Source organism: Enterobacter sp. 342 (genome assembly GCF_036663495.1).
In the GTDB taxonomy this organism is placed as follows: domain Bacteria; phylum Pseudomonadota; class Gammaproteobacteria; order Enterobacterales; family Enterobacteriaceae; genus Enterobacter.
In genome coordinates, this window is record NZ_JAWUEI010000006.1 from 1 (window position 1) to 21,219 (window position 21,219).

A 21,219-nucleotide genomic window follows, 5' to 3' on the forward strand; every position below is an offset into this window, starting at 1 on the left:
AAAAATCGGCCCAGATCCGCGAAATTTTAATCAGCGAGTCAGCTTGGGAAGAAATGACCTGCTTATTCGCACCTTCCCTAGAGCTTCTGGGGATAATTCAACCTGTTTGGGATCAAAAGCATCACAGAACCCTTGGCCAAAATATTTAAGGTCTTCATCCTCAGGGAAGCTGCCAGATAGGCAAGCACAGAACGACTTCAATGCATTCGTCCGAGGTATGAGTTCCACGATATTGTGCTCATGTCGACGCACGAATTGAAATTGTTTCTTATACAGATCTTTATATAGGTCGAAGACATCAAGCCCAGCTTGACCCCGCAGTTCATCAGATCGCCTTAGCATGGCTGAAAGTTGCAGTACTCGGTCTGGGTCATAGCCAAACCCTTTAGCCAGCCCTGCTTCAGCTTCTACAAGGAAATCAGGTTCGAAAGCATCAAGATAGCCATTGACGATCTGCAAAGCGCTCTCAGGTTTGTAGTCATCCCTATCCCACCATTTAGGCACATGGCCAAAAATTGGAATGATAGGGTTAAATTTACCGCCCCAAAGGCATGTGTTTATTTGGAAGATTTCCAGTAACCGTTTACTGTCATTAGGTTTAACGAGGAATGCGAATCGAATTGGTCGTAGGGTTACGACGGCGCTGATATGAGCCATAATTCTTCCTGTCAGAATGTAGTACGTTCACTTTGAGGTTGCATAACCGATTTGTCACGCACCGCGTAACTGAGCGTTTACAAGCATTCTACTTTGATTTACCTGCCGTTTAAAAATGGTTTAAGCATTATGTTGTGTGGAAAAAGAGGCTATTGATCTACACCTAAAATTAAATCTACGTTCAGTTAATAACGTCCGCTCTTGGCACAGAGCAGACATCTTTGTCTGTACCCAGGTCATTGTTCATTCATAGCATTTTGACGACATCATCCAACCAGTCTGGAAGATGTTCTCTATACCAGTTGAGATACAAGGGAAATGCTGCTTTTTGCCGTTCATTGAGCAGCACAATGACTTCGGTGACAATCCATGCTTTGGCAATGGCAATTTCTCTCGCTAACGTATTAGCATCGTAATGGAAAGAGAACTGGCAATAGCGTTTAGAAATATCAATAAACGCTCGCTTCGTTCCCAGGCCTTTTATCAGAGGCGCAAGGTCGATAGCGGCACTTCCTTTTCCAAATCTTTCCCAGTCGAAAAGAACTAAATCACCGTTTTCTCTTCTTCCCCAATTGCCGGCATTGCTATCGCCTGATACCAGGTTTTGGTTGCCAAACAAAACATCACTACATTTCTGAAAAAGCCGTAGCTGCTGCGCAGTTTTATCAGGTAATGCCAGGAGCATGAGGGCTTTTTCGAGCGCGCGTTCTGACCATAAATGAGTGTGGTAGCGCCAGTCAGAATTCGCAGGGAAACAGTGCAAGCGTCCCAGCATAATGATGGCGTCATCATCTGCGACATCGTTCTGTTCAACCTTGTGAGGAATATATTCCATTCTTAACATACGCATGGAAGCATCAGCAGAAAAGAGCTTTGGGGTCGCAATTCCTGCCTGATTAAGCTCCGTTGCAACGTCTTGATAGAAACGGTACTCCACCTCGCCAACTGGATATTTCTCAATAACGGTATGACCGCAGTCACTTACATTGAGTGCCACGTGCGCAGTGCCCATTTTTGATAAATCCGTGGCAGACATACACTATCTCTTAAGAATGAGTGGGTTGCACTGGTTTTGAGTCTACTGCAGTTTGAGCGTTTTACGTGAACTACAGCCAACCCTTCAACCATAAACAAGCCACAGCCCTTAGCGGTAGAGCGTTTTTTCCGCTACCGGAATAATTAGCCTTGATTGCCAGTCCGCAAGCGTCAGCTGTGCAAGCTTGCCCAGCGCGGTATAAAACGGATGCCCGGCGTTGTCGACAAACACCGACAGGAAGCGGGTACTCCACGGCAACAGATGCCATGCCAGAAGCTGGTCGCACTGCGCCTCGCGGCCATTCTCGGCCAGCCACGCCGCCAGTAGCAGCACGGTACCGAAATGATCTTCCGGTTCGTTCTGCTGCATCTCAAAAGCGATATTGTTTTCCCGCATCCACTGGCGCAGCGCGAGAGTCGAGTCGCCAAACAGGACTGATTCACGATCCAGCCAGACGGAACCCCACGGTGGCGCGGGCAGTGCGTAAGGGCCGATAAACAGCCGTTGCCAGGCGTCCGTCAGCGGCTCATCGGAAGATAAGGCAAACGTATCGGCAACAGGCAGCAGCGTTTCCGGTGGCAGAGGCCAGTCCTGAACCCATTCACCAGCACAAAGGGCTTGTACCAACGGTGCAGCCTGCTTGCTGTCAGGAGAAAAATAAAACAGCGCGCCCAGTACCCGGGCGCTAAACGCTAACGATTCACGATGCGATACGTCTTTCATTAAACCTTCCTTGCTCGCACGGGTGTTTACCCGCGCGATTGTGTTAACCGATAATACAAAACATAGAATAAACCACGGTCACTCACTTTACTGACTACACCTTCTCGATCTGCACCAGATTGGTATGCTGAGGATTGCCTTTTGCCAGTGGTGACGGGCGGTGAGTTGTCAGTGTGTTGATGCAAGAGCCGTGGTCGATACGGTCGCCGTTCATATTGGCGTCGTGCCAGGCTCCCTGGCCCATGGCACTTACGCCGGGCATGATGCGTGGTGTGACTTTCGCTTCAATTCTCACCTCACCGCGATCGTTAAAGACGCGCACTGTATCGCCGTTTTTAATGCCACGTTTTTCTGCATCAACAGGATTAATCCAGACCTCCTGACGGCAAGCCGCTTTCAGCACGTCGACGTTGCCATAGCTCGAATGGGTACGGGCTTTGAAATGGAAACCGAACAGCTGCAGCGGGAATTGGGTGCGTTCGGGAGCATCCCAACCGTCAAACGTCGAAGCGTAAACCGGAAGAGGGCTGATGGTTTCATCTTTGGCCAGCTCCCAGGTTGCCGCAATCTCCGCAAGTTTGCTGGAGTAAATTTCAATCTTACCCGAAGGGGTTTTCAGCGGGTTAGCCTCCGGGTTGTCGCGGAATTTTTTATAAGCCACAAAGTGCCCATTGGGATCTTTGCGCTTATAAATACCCATTTGTTTCAGTTCGTCATACGACGGCAGTTGCGGATCTTTTTCGAGCATTTTGGCATACAGATACTGTAGCCACTGTTCCTGGGTACGGCCTTCGGTGAATTTCTGGTGAATATCAGGCCCAAGACGTTTCGCCACCTCGCTCATGATCCAGTAGATAGGCTTGCGTTCAAACTTCGGTGCGGTCACGGGCTGAAGGAAAATCAGGTAACCCATGTTCCCGGCGTAATCATTGGGAATGATGTCTTCCTGCTCGACGGTCATGAGATCCGGCAGCAGGATATCGGCGTATTTCGCCGACGACGTCATAAAGTTGTCGACCACCACGATGGTTTCGCACCTGGTTTCGTCCTGCAGGATGTCGTGGGTTTTGTTGATATCCGAGTGCTGGTTGATGATAGTGTTGCCCGCATAGTTCCAGATAAATTTGATGGGCACATCAAGTTTATCTTTACCGCGAACGCCGTCGCGCAGGGCGGTCATTTCCGGCCCACGGGCGATGGCATCCGTCCAGCTAAAGCAGGAGATTTGCGTTTTTACCGGGTTATCCGGCAACGGCATACGTTCGATGGTGATGGTATACGTCGACTCACGCGCGCCGCTGTTACCGCCGTTGATCCCCACGTTTCCGGTTAAAATCGGTAACATGGCGATGGCGCGGGCTGTCAGCTCGCCGTTAGCCTGACGTTGTGGCCCCCAGCCCTGACAGATACAGGCCGGTTTTGCGGAGCCAATTTCGCGTGCAAGCTTAATGATGCGGTCTGCCGGTATGCCCGTAATGCGCGAAGCCCACTCCGGGGTCTTGGCTGTTTGGTCGTCGCCCTGGCCGAGAATATACCCTTTGTAGTGACCGTTAGCGGGAGCGCCTTCCGGGAGCGTTTTTTCGTCGTAGCCAACGCAGTATTTGTCCAGGAAAGGTTGGTCAACCAGGTTTTCGTCGATTAATACCCAGGCGATACCTGCCACCAGTGCGGCATCGGTACCTGGACGGATCGGGATCCATTCATCTTCACGTCCTGCTGCGGTGTCGGTGTAGCGCGGGTCGATGACGATCATGCGCGCATTGGAACGCTCGCGAGCCTGCTCGAGGTAATACGTAATTCCGCCGCCGCTCATGCGGGTTTCAGCCGGGTTATTGCCGAACATCACCACCAGTTTGGTGTTTTCGATGTCAGACGTGCTGTTGCCATCATTGCTGCCGTAGGTGTAGGGCATCGCGCAGGCGATTTGCGCAGTACTGTAGGTGCCGTAATGACTCAGAAAACCGCCGTAACAGTTCATCAGGCGCGCGACCAGCGAAGCGTAAGGGGAGGAGCGGGTGATATTGCCGCCGACAATGCCGGAGGAGTAGTTAATGTAAACCGCCTCGTTACCGTATTTCTCCACCACACCTTTCAGGTTGTGGGTGATCGTATCCAGCGCTTCATCCCACGAAATACGCTCGAATTTGCCTTCACCGCGTTTGCCAACGCGTTTCATCGGGTAGTTCAGACGGTCAGGGTGATTGATGCGACGCCGAATAGAACGCCCGCGCAGGCAGGCGCGAACCTGGTGATTACCGTAAATATCCTCACCGGTGTTATCGGTTTCGACCCAGTACACTTCGTCGTCACGGACGTGCAGACGCAATGCGCAGCGGCTACCGCAGTTGACCGAGCAGGCGCCCCAGACCACTTTATCTTCCACGGGGCTTATGGCGTTTTGCACCGCAGCGGCGGCACTTTTCACGCCAAAGGGCAACGATAACCCACCGGCGGCGAGCGCCAGAGAACCTAAGGCAGTAGATTTCACGAGTGTTCGACGGCTAATTCCGCCGTGATGTTCAGTATCGGACATGGCTCATCCCATCATTATAATTGCGTATTATTCTTCCCGTGATTACAACCGGGCTAATGATGGGGTGAGTGTTACTTATTTGGGGGTATTAAATATTAATCCTCATCAAATCAAAGGGGATTGAAGGTAAATTACTGAGCTTCCGCAGCCCCGTTGCCTGTACGGGTGTACAAAATTTTAAAGGTGTCGTTGGCGCAATGGCCCACCACCTGTGTGCCCGGCTGGTCGGCCTGGTCGTTTGGCACAATGCTCAGGGTAAAACCTGATTCAGGCACGCCGTTGTTGATGATTTTCTGCTGAATGTCGCTTTTCACGCGCTCGCAGGAATCAGGCGCTGCCAGGGCAGCCGTTGAAGCACTCATTAACAGCAGGGCGGTAATCCAGGGTAGCCGTTTCATCTGTAGCTCCTTTTCTCTGTGTGTAGATTAATTCTAGCAGGCTTCGTGTAAACAACTGTATTTGCTAATATGATTGGGAATAATCTCTCTGTACGGTAATGAATGTGAATAAATACGCAGCGATAACGCTACTGGCAGCGACACTGGTGGGGTGTGATAACAACACCGCGCCACTGTCGTTTACCCCCGAGATGGCGAGCTTTTCGAATGAGTTTGATTTTGACCCTCTGCGCGGTCCGGTCAAAGACTTTACCCAGACGCTGTTCAACGAAAAAGGGGAAGTGTCTAAACGGGTCACCGGTACCGTGTCGACAGAAGGGTGCTTCGATACCCTGGAGCTGCACGATCTCGAGGCTAACACCGGCGTGGCGCTGGTGCTGGATGCCAACTACTACCTTGATGCGGAAACTCAGCAGCGCAAAGTGAAACTGCAGGGGAAATGCCAGCTGGCAGAATTACCGTCAGCCGGGGTGACGTGGGATACAGACGATAACGGTTTTGTGGTGGCTGCGCACGGCAAAGAGATGGAGGTGAAGTACCGCTATGACGCGGACGGTTACCCGCTGGGTAAAACCACCGTCTCCGGGGATCAGCATTTATCCGTACAGTCGACACCGTCTAAGGATGTTCGCAAAAGAATGGATTACTCGGCAGTGAGCATGCTGAATGACAAGCCCCTGGGCAACGTGAAGCAGAGCTGCGACTATGATCGACACAATAATCCGGTGAGCTGCGAGCTGACGATCACGGACGACAGCGTCAAACCCGCCGTTGAGCGCAAATACACGATCAAAAACACGATTGAGTACTATTGAGCATAAAGCCGCGCAGGTTACTGCGCGGTAGGTTTCAGCAGGCTGGCGCCTGACGGTTTATGTCCGGCCAGGTGCTGGTGCTGGAAGATGCACATGCGAATGGTATTGCGGTATTCACCGTTGATGAAGAATTCATGAATCAACTCACCTTCCACCATAAAGCCCAGCTTGCGGTAGATGTGAATCGCTTTTTCGTTCTCTTTATCGACAATCAGGTAAAGCTTGTAGAGATTCAGAACGTTGAATCCGTAATCCATCGCCAGCTTAGCCGCACGGGAAGCAAGACCTTTTCCCTGATGTTCAGGTGAAATAATAATCTGAAACTCTGCCCGACGGTGAACGTGGTTGATTTCAACCAGCTCCACAAGCCCGGCTTTTTCACCCCCACACTCCACCACAAAACGACGTTCGCTCTGATCGTGTATGTGCTTATCGTAAAGATCGGACAGCTCGACAAAAGCCTCGTAAGGCTCTTCGAACCAGTAGCGCATTACGCTGGCGTTGTTATCGAGCTGGTGGACAAAGCGCAAATCCTCACGCTCCAGCGGACGGAGTTTTATATCACAGGGCGCTGACATTAAGGCGCTACCGTGCGGCCAGTACGGCGATCCAGGCAGCGCAGGGTATTTGGCTCCCAGTAAGCATTAACGTTTGCACTTTGCTGGCATTTGTCACGCGCGTCAAAAGCGACATCTTCTTTGTCCCACTCTTTTTCTGCACGTTTGTTAACCTTCTGACGAAGGTTGCGGGTGTCATTCCATTGTTCTTTGTCCATGGCGGCGTTCTGGCGGCTCTGCGCGCTATCACCAGACTCAATAACGAGTTTACTGGTTTCCGCTGTTGCAGAGGCGGCAAAGGCGAACGATGACAGCGCCAGCAGGGCTGTCAGACAAAGGCGTTTGCTTAATGTAGTCATCGCGTTTCCTTTTAAGTGAGTGCAGATAATCACGTTATCCCGTTCAGATTCTACACCAAAGTAAAATTACGTCATACCCGTAGCCAGGGTATGGAAAAGTAAAGGACATCATCAGGTATGATGTCTAAATAAATCCTCAAACGACGTTAAATATGATCAAAACCACACTCCTTTTTTTCGCCACCGCGCTCTGTGAAATCATCGGTTGCTTCTTGCCCTGGCTCTGGCTGAAGAAGGGCGGAACGGTGTTGTTGCTCATCCCGGCGGGTGTGGCGCTGGCGCTTTTTGTCTGGCTGTTAACGCTACACCCGGCTGCCAGTGGTCGTGTCTATGCGGCTTACGGTGGGGTCTATGTCTGTACCGCACTGCTGTGGCTGCGCGTGGTGGATGGCGTAAAACTCAGCGCATACGACTGGGCCGGCGCGCTGATTGCCCTGTGCGGTATGCTGATTATTGTTGCGGGATGGGGGCGCGCCTGAGCGCCCGGTTTTTGTGACCACTCGCTGATTTTATGATCATTATACTTGTATGGTAGTAGTGTAGTTGAGTAAATTTCCCGCATCACAACGAACGATGTAAGGAAAGGAATTATGAAGATTGTCGCGGCTGACGTGTTTGTTACCTGCCCGGGGCGGAACTTTGTCACCCTTAAAATTACTACCGACGAGGGGATTATCGGTCTTGGCGACGCCACGCTGAACGGGCGCGAACTTTCCGTTGCGTCTTATCTGAAGGATCATCTCTGCCCGCAGTTGATTGGTCGTGATGCCCACCGCATCGAAGATATCTGGCAGTTTTTCTATAAAGGTGCTTACTGGCGTCGTGGCCCGGTTACCATGTCGGCCATCTCTGCCGTGGATATGGCATTGTGGGACATCAAAGCCAAAGCCGCCAACATGCCGCTCTACCAGTTGCTGGGTGGAGCTTCCCGGGAAGGGGTGATGGTTTATTGTCACACCACCGGGCATACCCTTGACGATGTGCTGGAAGATTATGCCCGCCACAAAGAGATGGGCTTTAAAGCGATCCGCGTTCAGTGCGGCGTGCCGGGCATGAAAACCACCTACGGCATGTCAAAAGGGAAAGGGCTGGCGTACGAGCCTGCCACGAAAGGGAACTGGCCGGAAGAGCAGCTTTGGTCCACCGAAAAATACCTCGATTTCACCCCAAAGCTGTTTGACGCGGTACGCAGTAAATTTGGTTTCAATGAACATCTTCTGCACGACATGCACCATCGTCTGACGCCCATCGAAGCGGCGCGTTTCGGCAAAAGCATCGAAGAATTCCGTATGTTCTGGATGGAAGATCCTACACCTGCGGAAAATCAGGCGTGCTTCCGCCTGATCCGCCAGCACACCGTTACGCCAATTGCGGTGGGTGAAGTGTTTAACAGCATCTGGGACTGCAAACAGCTCATTGAAGAGCAGCTTATCGACTATATCCGTACCACCATTACCCATGCGGGGGGGATCACCGGGATGCGCCGCATAGCGGATTTTGCCTCGCTCTACCAGGTGCGTACCGGTTCACACGGCCCGTCGGATCTCTCGCCCGTATGCCATGCGGCCGCGCTGCATTTCGACCTGTGGGTGCCGAACTTTGGTGTGCAGGAATACATGGGCTATTCCGAACAGATGCTGGAGGTCTTCCCGCACAGCTGGCGCTTTGATAATGGTTATATGCACCCAGGCGATAAGCCGGGCCTGGGCATTGAATTTGATGAAAAGCTGGCAGCGAAGTATCCGTACGACCCTGCCTATCTGCCGGTGGCCCGTCTTGAAGACGGCACGCTGTGGAACTGGTAAGTGAGGAGCGAACGATGAAAAGTATAGTGATCCAGCAGCCGAACCAACTGGTGATTGAAGAGCGTCCGCGCCCGGAACCTGCTGCCGGGGAAGTGCGTGTCAGCATTAAACTGGCCGGGATTTGTGGCTCAGACAGCCATATTTACCGGGGCCATAACCCGTTTGCGAAGTATCCACGTGTGATTGGCCATGAGTTTTTTGGCGTCATTGATGCTGTGGGCGAGGGCGTCGACAGTTCGCGTCTGGGCCAGCGCGTCTCGGTTGATCCGGTGATCAGTTGCGGACATTGTTATCCGTGCTCGGTGGGAAAACCGAACGTCTGCATCTCGCTGGTGGTGTTGGGTGTTCACCGTGACGGCGGCTTCAGCGACTATGCGGCAGTACCTGCTAAAAATGCCTGGCCCATCCCGGATGCGATCCCGGATAAACATGCCGTCATGGTCGAACCCTTTACCATTGCCGCCAACGTGACGGGGCAGGCAAAGCCGACGGAACACGATGTAGCCCTGATCTACGGCGCAGGTCCAATGGGTCTGGTCACTGTTCAGGCTCTGAAGGGGGTCTATCAGGTCAAACAGGTTATTGTCGTCGACCGTATTGAGGAGCGACTGACAATGGCCCAGCGCAGTGGTGCGGATTGGGTATTTAACAACAGCGAACAGTCCTTACAGGCTGCGCTGGAGGAAAAAGGTATCAAACCGACGTTAATCATTGATGCCGCCTGTCATCCGTCGATCTTGCAGGAAGCCATTACGCTGGCCTCTCCGGCGGCGCGCATCGTGCTGATGGGCTTCTCAAGCGAACCGAGCCAGATTGCTCAGCAGGGCATTACCGGTAAAGAGCTGACGATTTTCTCTTCACGCCTGAACGCCAACAAATTCCCGGTCGTCATCGACTGGCTGGAAAAGGGGCTTATCGACCCTGAAAAATTGATTACTCACACCTTTGACTATCACCACGTAACAGACGCCATCGAACTGTTTGAAAAAGATCAGCGGCAGTGCTGCAAGGTCTTGCTGACATTCGACAAATAATAATTCACGCGGTTAAGAGCCTGCGCAGACAGGCTCTATGTGGTACGCATCTTACCTTTCAGAGATAGCCATTATGACGCAAATACAACCTCAAAGAACGACCTCCGATCTGGTGAAAGCCGCCGTCTCCGGCTGGCTGGGCACCGCTCTCGAGTTTATGGATTTCCAGCTTTACTCGCTGGGGGCTGCCCTGGTATTCCATGAGATCTTCTTCCCGGAACAGTCTGCTGCGATGGCGCTGATCCTGGCGATGGGGACCTACGGTGCAGGTTATATTGCGCGCATCGTCGGGGCCTTTATCTTTGGCAGAATGGGGGACAGCATTGGCCGTAAAAAGGTGTTGTTCATCACCATCACGATGATGGGGATCTGTACCACCCTCATCGGTGTCCTGCCGACCTATGCGCAAATCGGGATTTTTGCACCTGTTCTGTTAGTGACACTGCGCATTATTCAGGGGCTGGGGGCCGGGGCAGAGATCTCCGGAGCCGGGACCATGCTGGCGGAATATGCCCCGAAAGGGAAACGCGGCATTATCTCCTCGCTGGTGGCGATGGGTACCAACTGCGGGACGCTGAGCGCAACGGCTATCTGGGCAGTGATGTTCTTTGCCCTCGATCGTGAACAGCTGCTCGCATGGGGCTGGCGCGTACCGTTCCTTGCCAGTGTGGTGGTGATGATCTTCGCCATCTGGCTGCGGATGAACCTCAAAGAGAGCCCGGTATTTGAAAAAGTCAGCGATACAGAGACCGTGGTTCCTGATACATCTTTAGGTGCCATGTTTAAGAGCAAATCCTTCTGGCTGGCGACAGGTTTGCGTTTTGGTCAGGCGGGTAACTCAGGTCTGATTCAGACGTTCCTTGCGGGTTATCTGGTCCAGACGTTGCTGTTTAATAAAGCGATTCCCACCGATGCGCTGATGATCAGTTCAATTCTCGGGTTTATCACCATTCCACTGTTGGGTTGGCTGTCGGATAAAGTGGGTCGTCGTCTGCCGTACATTATCCTGAATATCTCCGCCATTATTCTGGCGTACCCGATGCTGTCGATCATCGTTGATAAGAGTTATGCACCGGGCGTGATTATGCTCTCGATCATCGTTACCCATAATTTCGCTGTTCTGGGGCTGTTTGCACTGGAAAACATCACTATGGCGGAGATGTTTGGCTCACGTAATCGCTTTACCCGTATGGCTATTTCAAAAGAGGCGGGTGGACTGGTGGCGGTAGGGTTTGGTCCGGTGCTGGCCGGGATCTTCTGCAATATGACCGGTTCCTGGTGGCCGATTGTCGCCATGCTGGTGGCTTATTCCGTGATTGGGCTGGTTTCTGCTTTCCTGATGCCGGAAGTGCGTGACCGCGACCTGAGCGCGGCGCAAGATGCAGCGGAAGTTGCGCCAGAAGAGTCCGTAAGCTACGGAGCCGTCTCCTCACGGCACTGATGGTTTATAACTTGAGTAATTTGTCACACAACTTTTAGCGTATGTCACACCACATGAACAAAAGTTAATATAAATCAAAATTTCAAACTGAAGTATCAGTATGGTTAATGGCAGTTATTTTTTTACCCCAACTGCCATTCTAGTTGGTGTAGTCAGCAGGCGCTGCCGCTCTGGTCAATGAGCGGCAGTGGTTCACAGCGTTCTACTTAACGAGTCTTAATCATGGAAAACCGGTTATTACAGGCGAAAGCCACGCTTCCTCAGTACACTCGCGACGACCTGAAGGCACGCATTGTTCATCTTGGCTTCGGTGCATTTCACCGTGCACATCAGGCGGTTTATGCCGACATTCTCGCAGCGGAACACGGCAGCAACTGGGGTTATTGTGAAGTAAACCTGATTGGCGGCGAACAGCAGATTGCCGATCTCAACGCGCAGGATAACCTCTATACCGTGGCGGAGATGTCTGCCGATGCATGGACATCTCGCGTGGTCGGAGTGGTCAAAAAAGTACTCCATGCACAGGTTGACGGATTGGAGACCGTGCTGGCCGCGATGTGTGAACCGCAGGTGGCAATTGTCTCGCTGACAATCACCGAGAAAGGGTATTGTCACTCCCCCGCGACCGGGCAACTGATGTTCGATCATCCGTTAATTGCCGCTGACCTGCAAAACCCCCATCATCCGACATCCGCACCCGGGGTAGTAGTTGAAGCACTGGCGCGCCGTAAAGCTGCGGGTTTACCTGCTTTCAGCGTGATGTCCTGCGACAACATGCCGGAGAACGGCCACGTGATGCGTAATGTCACCTGTTCTTATGCTCGCGCTGTCGATGGTGAGCTGGCGGACTGGATTGAGTCCAGCGTCACCTTCCCGTCAACGATGGTGGATCGTATCGTGCCTGCAGTAACGGCAGAAACGCTGAATAAAATCGAACAACTGACTGGCGTACGCGACCCGGCGGCCGTGGCCTGTGAACCGTTCCGCCAGTGGGTAATTGAAGATAACTTTGTAGCCGGGCGTCCTGAATGGGAAAAAGCCGGGGCTGAGCTCGTGTCAGACGTGATTCCGTTTGAAGAGATGAAGCTGCGGATGCTCAATGGCAGTCATTCATTCCTTGCATATCTTGGCTATCTGGCAGGTTACCAGCATATCAACGACTGCATGGAAGATGAGAATTACCGCCTCGCCGCGCATAAGCTGATGCTCAACGAGCAGGCACCAACCTTAAAAGTGAAAGGCGTCGATTTAGGTCATTATGCCGATCTGCTGATTGCTCGCTACAGTAACCCGGCCTTGCGTCATCGAACCTGGCAAATTGCGATGGACGGTAGCCAGAAGCTCCCGCAGCGTATGCTGGATTCTGTGCGCTGGCACCTGGTGCATCAAAAGCCCTTCCCGCTACTGGCATTGGGTGTGGCTGGCTGGATGCGTTATGTCGGCGGTGTGGATGAGCAGGGTAATGCCATTGAGGTGAGCGATCCGCAACTGGCCGCGATTCAGGCGGCAGTGAAGGGAAGTGCTGAGGGGGAAAGCCGTGTGAAAGCCCTGCTTGGCATCGAGGCTATTTTTGGCAGAGAGCTACCTGAAGAGGCTGGCTTTGTGGATGCGGTGATGAGCGCGTATCAGACGTTGCTACAGAAGGGGGCAAAAGCCACAGTGGCGCAGTACGCAGCACAATGATAATTCATCTCATGCCGCCGTTCGCGGCGGCATGTACGGGTACAATTTAGTGCATACCCAGGCGAATCAGTTCAATCGGTTCGAACTTACCTTCGCATCCTTCCACTTCCACCGTTTTGCTACGACGCACTTGCGCGGCATCAAGACCGTCGCTATGGATCGCTTTAATGACGCCAGTATGGCCAGTGCCGTTAATCATGACGCGGCTGCCAGTAGTGATTGCATTACGGTTACGGTCGTATGTCATCATGGTATATTCTCCTCTCTAACTTATCCGTTACGGCGCTAATTCAGCGTTCACCGTTTACGGGACACTATAAATACGCCTGTCAGCTTTTCTTGTTTTTGTTTTTGATCAAACTCACACTTTTTTCTCAATATTGTCAGCACTAATGGAACACGGCGATAATTTACCTTGTGAACCGTTTGTTTATTGATAGTTTTGGCGGGGAAATATTGATGTCTGGTGATATGAGGGAAATGGAAATAAGCGAAAAGACTGCACGCTATGCAGCCAACTTTGTGAAACTCAACTGCCGGGTTTAAATGCAGAATTTACTCTTCGCTAAACCATTCGCTATTTTCCTGGCGAATAAGCTGCACAGATTCACTAATTTCCTGCAAATGCAGTGTCATCGCTTTTTCCACACCGTCTGCATCACGCTTTTCAAGCGCATTAAAAATATCATGGTGCTGGCGGAGTAACATTTCCGGCGGAGAAACGTGATCAAGGCTCATATAGCGCACGCGGTCGATGGTGGCCTTAATGTTCTCGATGGTGTCCCAGGCGAGTTGGCAATCGGCAATTTGCGCCAGTTTCTGGTGGAATTCGTCATCCAGCAGGAAGAAATCGTTGAGCTGTTTGCGGTCAATCGCAATGCGCTGCTGATGCAGGTTTTGCTCCAGCAGGTAGCACTGGTTGTCGTTGATAAGCGTTGCAGCACGGCGCACTACTGCACATTCAATGGCCTGACGAACGAAACAGCCGTTGCGCACCTGAGAGAGTGAAATTTTATTCACGTAACTGCCACGCTGCGGACGGATCTGAATCAGCCCGTTCTCTGCGAGCTTAATAAACGCTTCGCGCACTGGCTGACGGGAAACATCAAAACGCACGGACACCTCTTTTTCAGAAAGTGGTGTACCCGGCGGGATCAGGCAATGAACAATATCACGTCGCAAAATGCGATAGATTTGCTGGTTTACAGGCTGGGTGGGATTGAGTTGCGATTCAGCGGCCATGAGTTGTCATTTCTCAGAGAGTTAGCCTGGACATACTACCATTCTTTTATAACCCGATACAGACCCGGCCCGCAGGCCGGGAAGGGCTCAGTTAGCCACGATGGACACTAAGTCCGGCAAAACTCTGGCTGACTGGCATCATTTCTACGGTATTGATGTTGACGTGCTTCGGCAGTGTCGCTACCCACCAGACCGTTTCGGTGACATCTTCCGGCGTCAGCGCGTTAGCGTTTTCGTAGGTTTTGTCCGCTTTCGCGTCATCACCTTTGAAACGCACGTTGGAGAATTCAGTTCCACCCACCAGACCTGGCTCGATATCGGTGACGCGAATGGCCGTGCCGTGCAGATCGGTACGCAGGTTCAGGCTGAACTGGCGTACAAACGCTTTGGTCGCGCCATAGACGTTGCCGCCCGCATATGGCCAGCTTCCGGCGGTGGAACCGATATTGATGATGTGGCCGCGATTGCGTTCCACCATTCCCGGCAACACCGCGCGGGTCATATAGACCAGCCCTTTGTTGTTGGTGTCGATCATGTTTTCCCAGTCTTCAACACTGGCTTTATGGGCAGGCTCCATGCCCAGCGCCAGACCGGCATTGTTGACCAGCACATCAATGGCGCGCCATTCGGCAGGCAGGTTAGCAATCATCTCTTCAATGGCTGCGCGGTTACGCACATCCAGTTGCGCGGTCAGGATGCTGTCACCCAGTTCGTCTTTCAGTTCCTGCAGGCGCTCCTGACGACGACCCGTTGCAATCACCTTGTGCCCGTTGGCGACGAAGCGACGCGTGATGCTTTCACCAAAACCCGCTGTCGCCCCGGTAACTAAAATAATCATCTCACTGTTCCTCAACGCTTTTTGTGTTGTACTAACATAGCACGGCCGCAGAGGGTGCGTTAAGGCAACATTTGTATGACAGCATTGCAGGGGATGGCGGCCTGGCCTAATCTGGGAGAAGACCCGTACTCAGGAGCAAAAGATGACGGCCACGAATCCCTTTTTTGAAATTAGCCTTTTACCTTACCAGGCCCCCCGTTTTGATGAAATCAACGATAGCCACTATCGCCCGGCTTTCGATGAAGCGCTTCGCCAGAAGCGGGCGGATATTGACGCCATTGTCTCCCAGACCACTGCGCCAGACTTCACCAACACCGTACTGGCGCTGGAGAAAAGCGGCGCCATGCTGACACGCGTCAACAGTGTTTTCTTCGCCATGACCTCCGCGCACACTAATGCGTACCTGCAGGAACTGGAAGAGCAGTTCTCCACCGAACTTGCCGCGCTGGCGAACGATATCTGGCTAAACGACACGCTTTTCGCCCGTGTGGAAAGCGTCTGGCAGGACCGTGCCGCGCTGGACGCTGAATCCCGTCGGTTGGTTGAGGAGACATATCAGCGGTTTATCCTGGCCGGCGCACGTCTGAATGAGACAGAAAAAACCGAGCTGAAGGCACTGAATACCGAGGCGGCTACCTTGACCAGCCAGTTTAATCAGCGTCTGCTGGCTGCTGATAAAGCGGGCGGGCTGGTGGTGGATTATGCGCACCAGCTTGATGGTCTTAGCGCTGACGAGATCGCAGATGCCGCACAGGCTGCCTCCGAGAGAGATCTCAACGACCGCTGGTTGATCCCGCTCCTGAACACCACCCAGCAACCCGCGCTTTCGGTGCTACGCAATCGTCAGACGCGCGAAAATCTGTTTAACGCAGGCTGGACACGTACCCAGAAAGGGGATGAGAACGATACGCGTGCGCTGATCCTTCGTCTTACCGCGTTGCGTGCGCGACAAGCTCGCTTGCTGGGCTTTGAGGATTACGCCAGCTGGAGCATTGCCGACCAGATGGCGAAAACGCCTGACGCCGCGCTGGCCTTTATGCGTGGTATTGTGCCTGCCGCACGTACCCGCGCGGAACGCGAGCAGGCCGATATTCAGAAAGTCATTGACGACGAGCAGGGTGGTTTCACCGTACAGCCCTGGGACTGGGCCTTTTATGCGGAGCGCGTACGTCAGGCAAAATATGCTCTAGATGAGTCGCAAATCAGGCCGTATTTTGCGCTCAATAACGTCCTGCACGATGGCGTATTCTGGACGGCCAGCCAGCTGTTTGGCATCCGTTTTGTAGAGCGCTTCGATATCCCGGTTTATCACCCGGACGTTCGCGTGTGGGAAATTTTCGACCACACGGGTGTTGGTATGGCGCTGTTCTACGGTGATTTCTTTGCCCGTGACTCCAAGCATGGCGGGGCGTGGATGGACAGTTTCGTCATGCAATCCTATGAATTTGCCACCCGTCCGGTTATCTACAATGTCTGTAACTATCAGAAACCGGGTAATGGACGCCCGGCGCTACTCTCCTGGGATGACGTGATTACTCTGTTCCACGAGTTCGGTCATACGCTACACGGGCTGTTTGCCAGCCAGCGCTACGCCACACTCGCGGGTACCAATACACCACGTGATTTCGTTGAGTTTCCGTCGCAAATAAACGAACACTGGGCCAGCCATCCTCAGGTATTTGCCCATTACGCCCGTCATTTTGAAACCGGTGAACCGATGCCGGAGGTGCTACGGAGGAGCATGCTGAGTGCGACCCAATTTAACAAAGGCTATGACATGACGGAGACGCTCAGTGCCGCGCTGCTGGACATGAACTGGCATAGTATTCGCGAGCCTGCTGAGAGCGTTGATGCGTTTGAAGCCGCCGCGTTGAAAAAAGAGGGGCTGGATCTGCCCGCCGTACCGCCGCGTTATCGCAGCAGCTACTTTGCTCATATCTTTGGCGGCGGTTACGCAGCCGGATATTACGCCTACCTCTGGACGCAAATGCTGGCGGACGATGGCTATCAGTGGTTTGTCGAGCAGGGCGGTTTAACCCGTGAAAACGGGCAAAAATTCCGTGATGCGATTTTGTCGCGTGGGAATAGTACGGATTTAGCTGAACTGTATCGTAACTGGCGTGGGCACGATCCAAAGATTGAGCCGATGCTGAAGAACCGTGGATTGAGCGCTTAAGGTCTTTTGTAGTGCAAGAACAGAACCGGGCGCGATGCCCGGTTTCTTGTCTGATTTTTTTCCCAAAAAAATCCTCCAAAATTCCTCCCCAAAATGAATCCTTAAATTCTGCGAAATTTGCAGGAGGATATCCGAACGGAAACACCTTCGGCACGGTGGTATATGCCACGGAACGCAGCAACATTGATACCGTCATGATTGGCGGGCGTAATGCTAAACAGAATGGCAAGGTCGTCGGTGTCGACACCGTGCGCCTTCATGCAGCAATTGTTGTATTCCATCCTCTCGATATTTCTTATTGGTTTTAAATATGTGTTTGTAATCACAATATCAATTATTAAAAAACATTTTTTAAATTAGTGGTTATAGTTGAAGGTGACACTTTAAAGTATGTCTTTCATGAGTATTACGCAGTTTTTTCCGAACGTATATCAAGTAATGACAGTTGCTTGCGAATAGTTGAGTGGCTTAATGATTGCGCGTAGTTCATGTCAACAGAAAATCAATTTTTTTCTGTGCAAATCAAACTTGCTAATTATGTTACACGGATTATATTTATTCATGACTTCATTCATTAAATTATTTTTTACAAATCCAACGTACACAGTAGACCGTCGAGAGGTTTTGATGAAATTCAACATGATAGTGAGGAGCCTTGCCTTAGCAGGTATTCTGGGCTCAGTTAGTATGCCTCTTTTGGCTGCTGAGGCATCGAAAGACGCAACAGCACCTACGCAACAAGCTAACAATGCCTTATATAATCAACTTCCTTTCTCCGATAACACTGATTTCACCAATGCTCACAAAGGATTTATCGCCCCACTTCCACAAGAAGTCATCAAGGGGGAACAAGGAAACGTAATTTGGAACCCGCAACAATATTCTTTTATTAAAGAGGGTGATAAAGCCCCCGATACAGTCAACCCCAGTTTGTGGCGTCAATCACAGTTGATTAATATTAGCGGTCTTTTTGAAGTCACCGAAGGTGTTTATCAGATCCGAAATCTTGACCTGTCGAATATGACCATCATCGAAGGTAAAGAAGGTATTACCGTTGTTGACCCGCTGGTTTCGGCAGAAACGGCGAAAGTCGGTATGGATCTTTATTTCAAAAATCGTGGCAAGAAACCTGTCGTAGCAATCATTTATACCCACAGCCATGTTGACCATTACGGCGGCGTACGTGGCGTGGTGGATGAAGCTGATGTTAAATCCGGTAAAGTGAAAGTCTACGCTCCGGCTGGATTTATGGAAGCGGCCGTTGCCGAGAATATCATGGCGGGTAACGTAATGAGCCGCCGCGCCAGCTATATGTATGGCAACCTGCTGAAACCAGATGCTAAAGGACAGGTAGGCGCGGGACTTGGTACAACTACCTCCGCTGGAACGGTAACGCTGATTACTCCAACCAATATCATTGAGAAAGATGGCCAGAAAGAAATTATAGACGGCCTGACCTACGACTTTATGCTCGCCCCGGGGTCTGAAGCACCCTCAGAAATGCTTTGGTATATCGAAGAGAAAAAACTCATCGAATCAGCTGAGGATGTGACTCACACTCTGCACAACACCTATTCGCTGCGTGGTGCGAAAATCCGCGAGCCGCTGCCGTGGTCGAAATATATCAACCAGGCGATTGTGCGCTGGGGTGATAAAGCTGAAATTATCATGGCACAGCACCACTGGCCGACCTGGGGCAATGAAAACGTAGTCAAACTGCTGAAAAGCCAGCGTGACCTCTATCGTTATATCAACGACCAGACGCTACGTATGGCGAACGAAGGGCTGACGCGTGACGAAATCGCCGCTAACTTCAAGCTCCCAGACTCACTGGCGCATACATGGGCTAACCGTGGCTACTACGGTTCTGTGAGCCACGACGTTAAAGCCACTTATGTGCTTTATTTGGGCTGGTTTGACGGCAACCCGGCAACGCTGGATGAACTGCCTCCAGAAGAAAGCGCGAAGAAATTTGTTGAGTATATGGGCGGTGCGGATGCAATCCTGAGCAAGGCAAAAACCGATTTCGATCAGGGGAATTATCGCTGGGTAGCTCAGGTGGTGAGCAAAGTGGTCTTTGCTGACCCGAACAACCAGACCGCGCGAAATCTGGAAGCCGATGCGCTGGAACAGCTTGGGTATCAGGCTGAATCTGGCCCGTGGCGTAACTTCTACCTGACTGGCGCGCAAGAGTTGCGTAATGGTGTGGTAAAAGGGCCGACACCTAATACCGCCAGTCCGGATACTGTTCGCGCGATGACGCCAGAGATGTTCTTTGACTATCTTGCTGTACATATCAACGGTCAAAAAGCAGGCGATGCTAAATCGGTGTTTAACATCGATCTGGGCAGCGACGGTGGCAAGTACAAGCTTGAGCTGGAGAACGGGGTGCTGAACCACACCGCAAACGCCGAAGCTAAAGATGCAGACGCCACCATTACCCTCAACCGCGACACGCTTAACAAAATTATCCTGAAAGAGGTTACGCTCAAGCAAGCCCAGGACAGCGGAGATGTGAAAATTTCTGGTGATGGTGCGAAACTCGACGCTATGCTCGGGTATATGGATAAATTTGATTTCTGGTTCAATATCGTTACACCATAAAAACTTACCCTGCGGGAGATATATCTCGCAGGGTTATTATTTCCATGGGCTGTCAATCGTCATTTGATTTTCTGGTGCTGGATGAAAACCGATATGTCACTGCAAAACGAACCATTCACTTTTAGAGATCTTCCGACATACTGATTATGTCCTCTGAGGAGATCAGTTTAACCCGTGAAAACGGGCAAAAATTCCGTGATGCGATTTTATCTCGTGGGAATAGTACGGATTTAGCTGAACTGTATCGTAACTGGCGTGGGCATGATCCAAAGATTGAGCCGATGCTCAAACATCGCAGTCTGGATGTCTGAGCCAGTAAGTGAAATGATAACCGGGCGCGATGCCCGGTTTGTTTTATATTGCATGACAGCTTACGGAAGCGATAATTTTATTCCCACCCATATTACCCATAATCAAATCGAGTAATTTCCGGTATTCCTCCCGAGTAATTACTTCAGCCCGAATTTCAGTTGTTCCTTCTGTTTTCGCAGCCGTTGAATAAATGGCCTTCAGACTTAATGTTAACTCTTGTGCCATGGTGACTACATTCTGCCGTACTGCATCTTCATGCTCATCATTGCAGGTCACTTTCAGAACATAGCATTTTTCACCTTCATGGAGCGCGGGGAGTTGATTAATCCGCTGTGCGGCTTCGCGAAGCAATATGTTAGCGCAAAGGATAATTAAACTTGCCATCGCGGCATTCCAGAATTGACCTAATCCACATAGCACCCCAATGCCGGCAGAGCACCACAGCGTTGCAGCGGTATTCAGACCCCGAATATTCATCCCTTCACGCATAATGACACCCGCGCCGAGAAATCCAATCCCGGAGACGATCTGAGCCGCGATGCGCCCGGGGCTATCGGGTGACGTCGATACGGAACTTAAAATAAACACTGCCGCGCCTGTAGCAACCAGTGCATTGGTACGAAGCCCGGCCATACGCTGGCGCCATTGTCTTTCTGCGCCAATAATTGCGCCCAGCAGCATTGCTGCGAGCAGATGTGAGATATAAGGGAACATCAGCCTGTCGCCTGTTTACGTTATTAAATACTAAACGTCAGTGCTAAAGCACAATATGACGTCATTTAAATACTACGTATTTTCAGAGCGATGGTGGCGGGAAGAGTGAATGTGTAAACATGAACATAGCGATTACCCACATTTATAGCGGTTCTTAATGTGCCGGGATGCAATCGCGTTGAAGAGATTGCTGCCCACCGTTCAGGCAAGCAGCGGGAATTCGCGCTAGCTTACCTTCGTATCATATATAAAGTGACTTTCCAACGAAGGACTCCTGTGTAAATTTATCGCC

19 protein-coding genes and 2 pseudogenes are annotated in these 21,219 nt (G+C 51.6%); 10 read left to right on the top strand and 11 right to left on the bottom strand.

Annotation, left to right across the window (positions count from 1 at the left end):
* Positions 1-30 precede the first annotated feature (30 nt).
* From V6E55_RS06590 to V6E55_RS06610, 5 genes are all read right to left on the bottom strand, one after another.
* Positions 31-657, bottom strand: a complete 627-nt coding sequence (locus tag V6E55_RS06590) for a hypothetical protein (RefSeq protein ID WP_316942412.1) — start codon at positions 655-657, stop codon at positions 31-33.
* Between the two features lie 247 nt (positions 658-904).
* The gene (locus V6E55_RS06595; RefSeq protein WP_316942413.1) at positions 905-1,693 is read right to left on the bottom strand and encodes a phosphotransferase; all 789 of its coding nucleotides are present in this window, start codon (positions 1,691-1,693) and stop codon (positions 905-907) included.
* A gap of 108 nt (positions 1,694-1,801) precedes the next feature.
* On the bottom strand, positions 1,802-2,416 hold the full coding sequence (gene dmsD / locus V6E55_RS06600) for a Tat proofreading chaperone DmsD (protein WP_316942414.1): 615 nt from the start codon (positions 2,414-2,416) through the stop codon (positions 1,802-1,804).
* Between the two features lie 94 nt (positions 2,417-2,510).
* On the bottom strand, positions 2,511-4,949 hold the full coding sequence (gene ynfE, locus V6E55_RS06605; RefSeq protein WP_316942415.1) for a selenate/tellurate reductase subunit YnfE: 2,439 nt from the start codon (positions 4,947-4,949) through the stop codon (positions 2,511-2,513).
* 131 nt (positions 4,950-5,080) lie between these two features.
* Entirely contained in the window at positions 5,081-5,347 is a 267-nt protein-coding gene (locus tag V6E55_RS06610) for a DUF1161 domain-containing protein (protein WP_028017576.1), read from the bottom strand.
* Between the two features lie 104 nt (positions 5,348-5,451).
* Here V6E55_RS06610 and V6E55_RS06615 point away from each other — a divergent pair, with 104 nt between their 5' ends.
* A complete protein-coding gene (locus V6E55_RS06615; RefSeq protein ID WP_316942416.1) occupies positions 5,452-6,162 on the top strand; it encodes a YnfC family lipoprotein in 711 nt (236 codons plus the stop codon).
* Between the two features lie 17 nt (positions 6,163-6,179).
* Here V6E55_RS06615 and speG read toward each other — a convergent pair whose 3' ends face one another.
* Together speG and V6E55_RS06625 are read right to left on the bottom strand one after the other, a co-directional pair.
* Entirely contained in the window at positions 6,180-6,740 is a 561-nt protein-coding gene (gene speG, locus V6E55_RS06620; RefSeq protein ID WP_316942417.1) for a spermidine N1-acetyltransferase, read from the bottom strand.
* Complete coding sequence (locus V6E55_RS06625; protein ID WP_028017573.1) at positions 6,740-7,078, bottom strand: DUF1283 family protein; 339 nt, start codon at positions 7,076-7,078, stop codon at positions 6,740-6,742. Before V6E55_RS06625 ends, speG begins: the two co-directional genes overlap by 1 nt.
* Positions 7,079-7,230: 152 nt before the next feature.
* On the opposite strand from V6E55_RS06625, the gene V6E55_RS06630 reads away from it, so the two are divergent.
* From V6E55_RS06630 to V6E55_RS06650, 5 genes are all read left to right on the top strand, one after another.
* Positions 7,231-7,557, top strand: a complete 327-nt coding sequence (locus V6E55_RS06630; RefSeq protein WP_028017572.1) for a YnfA family protein — start codon at positions 7,231-7,233, stop codon at positions 7,555-7,557.
* A 111-nt stretch (positions 7,558-7,668) separates the two neighbouring features.
* Positions 7,669-8,883, top strand: coding sequence for a D-mannonate dehydratase ManD (gene manD, locus V6E55_RS06635; RefSeq protein ID WP_236921566.1), 1,215 nt, complete (start codon positions 7,669-7,671; stop codon positions 8,881-8,883).
* A 14-nt stretch (positions 8,884-8,897) separates the two neighbouring features.
* Positions 8,898-9,917 (top strand): Zn-dependent oxidoreductase, encoded by a 1,020-nt coding sequence (locus V6E55_RS06640; RefSeq protein ID WP_316942418.1) that lies wholly within the window; start codon positions 8,898-8,900, stop codon positions 9,915-9,917.
* A gap of 73 nt (positions 9,918-9,990) precedes the next feature.
* Complete coding sequence (locus V6E55_RS06645) at positions 9,991-11,358, top strand: MFS transporter (protein WP_316942419.1); 1,368 nt, start codon at positions 9,991-9,993, stop codon at positions 11,356-11,358.
* A 222-nt stretch (positions 11,359-11,580) separates the two neighbouring features.
* Positions 11,581-13,041 (top strand): mannitol dehydrogenase family protein, encoded by a 1,461-nt coding sequence (locus tag V6E55_RS06650; RefSeq protein ID WP_316942420.1) that lies wholly within the window; start codon positions 11,581-11,583, stop codon positions 13,039-13,041.
* A 46-nt stretch (positions 13,042-13,087) separates the two neighbouring features.
* Here V6E55_RS06650 and ydfZ read toward each other — a convergent pair whose 3' ends face one another.
* The 3 genes from ydfZ to ydfG form a co-directional block, all read right to left on the bottom strand.
* The gene (ydfZ, locus tag V6E55_RS06655) at positions 13,088-13,291 is read right to left on the bottom strand and encodes a putative selenium delivery protein YdfZ (protein ID WP_014831738.1); all 204 of its coding nucleotides are present in this window, start codon (positions 13,289-13,291) and stop codon (positions 13,088-13,090) included.
* A 305-nt stretch (positions 13,292-13,596) separates the two neighbouring features.
* Positions 13,597-14,283 (bottom strand): GntR family transcriptional regulator, encoded by a 687-nt coding sequence (locus V6E55_RS06660; RefSeq protein WP_236921561.1) that lies wholly within the window; start codon positions 14,281-14,283, stop codon positions 13,597-13,599.
* Between the two features lie 91 nt (positions 14,284-14,374).
* Entirely contained in the window at positions 14,375-15,121 is a 747-nt protein-coding gene (gene ydfG / locus V6E55_RS06665; RefSeq protein WP_023292548.1) for a bifunctional NADP-dependent 3-hydroxy acid dehydrogenase/3-hydroxypropionate dehydrogenase YdfG, read from the bottom strand.
* Between the two features lie 142 nt (positions 15,122-15,263).
* On the opposite strand from ydfG, the gene dcp reads away from it, so the two are divergent.
* The 4 genes and pseudogenes from dcp to V6E55_RS06685 form a co-directional block, all read left to right on the top strand.
* Positions 15,264-17,297, top strand: a complete 2,034-nt coding sequence (gene dcp, locus V6E55_RS06670; protein ID WP_316942421.1) for a peptidyl-dipeptidase Dcp — start codon at positions 15,264-15,266, stop codon at positions 17,295-17,297.
* A gap of 128 nt (positions 17,298-17,425) precedes the next feature.
* A pseudogene (locus V6E55_RS06675) lies at positions 17,426-17,566 on the top strand (amidohydrolase family protein); the annotation flags it as partial.
* A 358-nt stretch (positions 17,567-17,924) separates the two neighbouring features.
* On the top strand, positions 17,925-19,901 hold the full coding sequence (locus V6E55_RS06680; RefSeq protein ID WP_236920758.1) for an alkyl/aryl-sulfatase: 1,977 nt from the start codon (positions 17,925-17,927) through the stop codon (positions 19,899-19,901).
* Positions 19,902-20,056: 155 nt separating this feature from the next.
* Positions 20,057-20,212 (top strand): annotated as a pseudogene (locus V6E55_RS06685) (M3 family metallopeptidase); the annotation flags it as partial.
* Positions 20,213-20,255: 43 nt separating this feature from the next.
* Here the strand turns inward: V6E55_RS06685 and V6E55_RS06690 are convergent.
* Positions 20,256-20,927 (bottom strand): MgtC family protein, encoded by a 672-nt coding sequence (locus V6E55_RS06690; RefSeq protein WP_236920757.1) that lies wholly within the window; start codon positions 20,925-20,927, stop codon positions 20,256-20,258.
* Positions 20,928-21,219: the final 292 nt, after the last annotated feature.

Excerpts from the sequence above, each read along its gene's own strand:
- dcp (WP_316942421.1), top strand. The coding sequence starts at position 15,264 with ATGACGGCCACGAATCCCTTTTTTGAAATTAGCCTTTTACCTTACCAG.
- V6E55_RS06595 (WP_316942413.1), bottom strand. The coding sequence starts at position 1,693 with ATGTCTGCCACGGATTTATCAAAAATGGGCACTGCGCACGTGGCACTC.
- V6E55_RS06690 (WP_236920757.1), bottom strand. The coding sequence starts at position 20,927 with ATGTTCCCTTATATCTCACATCTGCTCGCAGCAATGCTGCTGGGCGCA.
- V6E55_RS06590 (WP_316942412.1), bottom strand. The coding sequence starts at position 657 with ATGGCTCATATCAGCGCCGTCGTAACCCTACGACCAATTCGATTCGCA.
- V6E55_RS06645 (WP_316942419.1), top strand. The coding sequence starts at position 9,991 with ATGACGCAAATACAACCTCAAAGAACGACCTCCGATCTGGTGAAAGCC.
- V6E55_RS06630 (WP_028017572.1), top strand. The coding sequence starts at position 7,231 with ATGATCAAAACCACACTCCTTTTTTTCGCCACCGCGCTCTGTGAAATC.
- V6E55_RS06660 (WP_236921561.1), bottom strand. The coding sequence starts at position 14,283 with ATGGCCGCTGAATCGCAACTCAATCCCACCCAGCCTGTAAACCAGCAA.
- V6E55_RS06650 (WP_316942420.1), top strand. The coding sequence starts at position 11,581 with ATGGAAAACCGGTTATTACAGGCGAAAGCCACGCTTCCTCAGTACACT.
- ydfG (WP_023292548.1), bottom strand. The coding sequence starts at position 15,121 with ATGATTATTTTAGTTACCGGGGCGACAGCGGGTTTTGGTGAAAGCATC.
- manD (WP_236921566.1), top strand. The coding sequence starts at position 7,669 with ATGAAGATTGTCGCGGCTGACGTGTTTGTTACCTGCCCGGGGCGGAAC.
- V6E55_RS06610 (WP_028017576.1), bottom strand. The coding sequence starts at position 5,347 with ATGAAACGGCTACCCTGGATTACCGCCCTGCTGTTAATGAGTGCTTCA.
- V6E55_RS06680 (WP_236920758.1), top strand. The coding sequence starts at position 17,925 with ATGAAATTCAACATGATAGTGAGGAGCCTTGCCTTAGCAGGTATTCTG.
- V6E55_RS06625 (WP_028017573.1), bottom strand. The coding sequence starts at position 7,078 with ATGACTACATTAAGCAAACGCCTTTGTCTGACAGCCCTGCTGGCGCTG.
- ydfZ (WP_014831738.1), bottom strand. The coding sequence starts at position 13,291 with ATGATGACATACGACCGTAACCGTAATGCAATCACTACTGGCAGCCGC.
- V6E55_RS06640 (WP_316942418.1), top strand. The coding sequence starts at position 8,898 with ATGAAAAGTATAGTGATCCAGCAGCCGAACCAACTGGTGATTGAAGAG.
- speG (WP_316942417.1), bottom strand. The coding sequence starts at position 6,740 with ATGTCAGCGCCCTGTGATATAAAACTCCGTCCGCTGGAGCGTGAGGAT.
- ynfE (WP_316942415.1), bottom strand. The coding sequence starts at position 4,949 with ATGTCCGATACTGAACATCACGGCGGAATTAGCCGTCGAACACTCGTG.
- dmsD (WP_316942414.1), bottom strand. The coding sequence starts at position 2,416 with ATGAAAGACGTATCGCATCGTGAATCGTTAGCGTTTAGCGCCCGGGTA.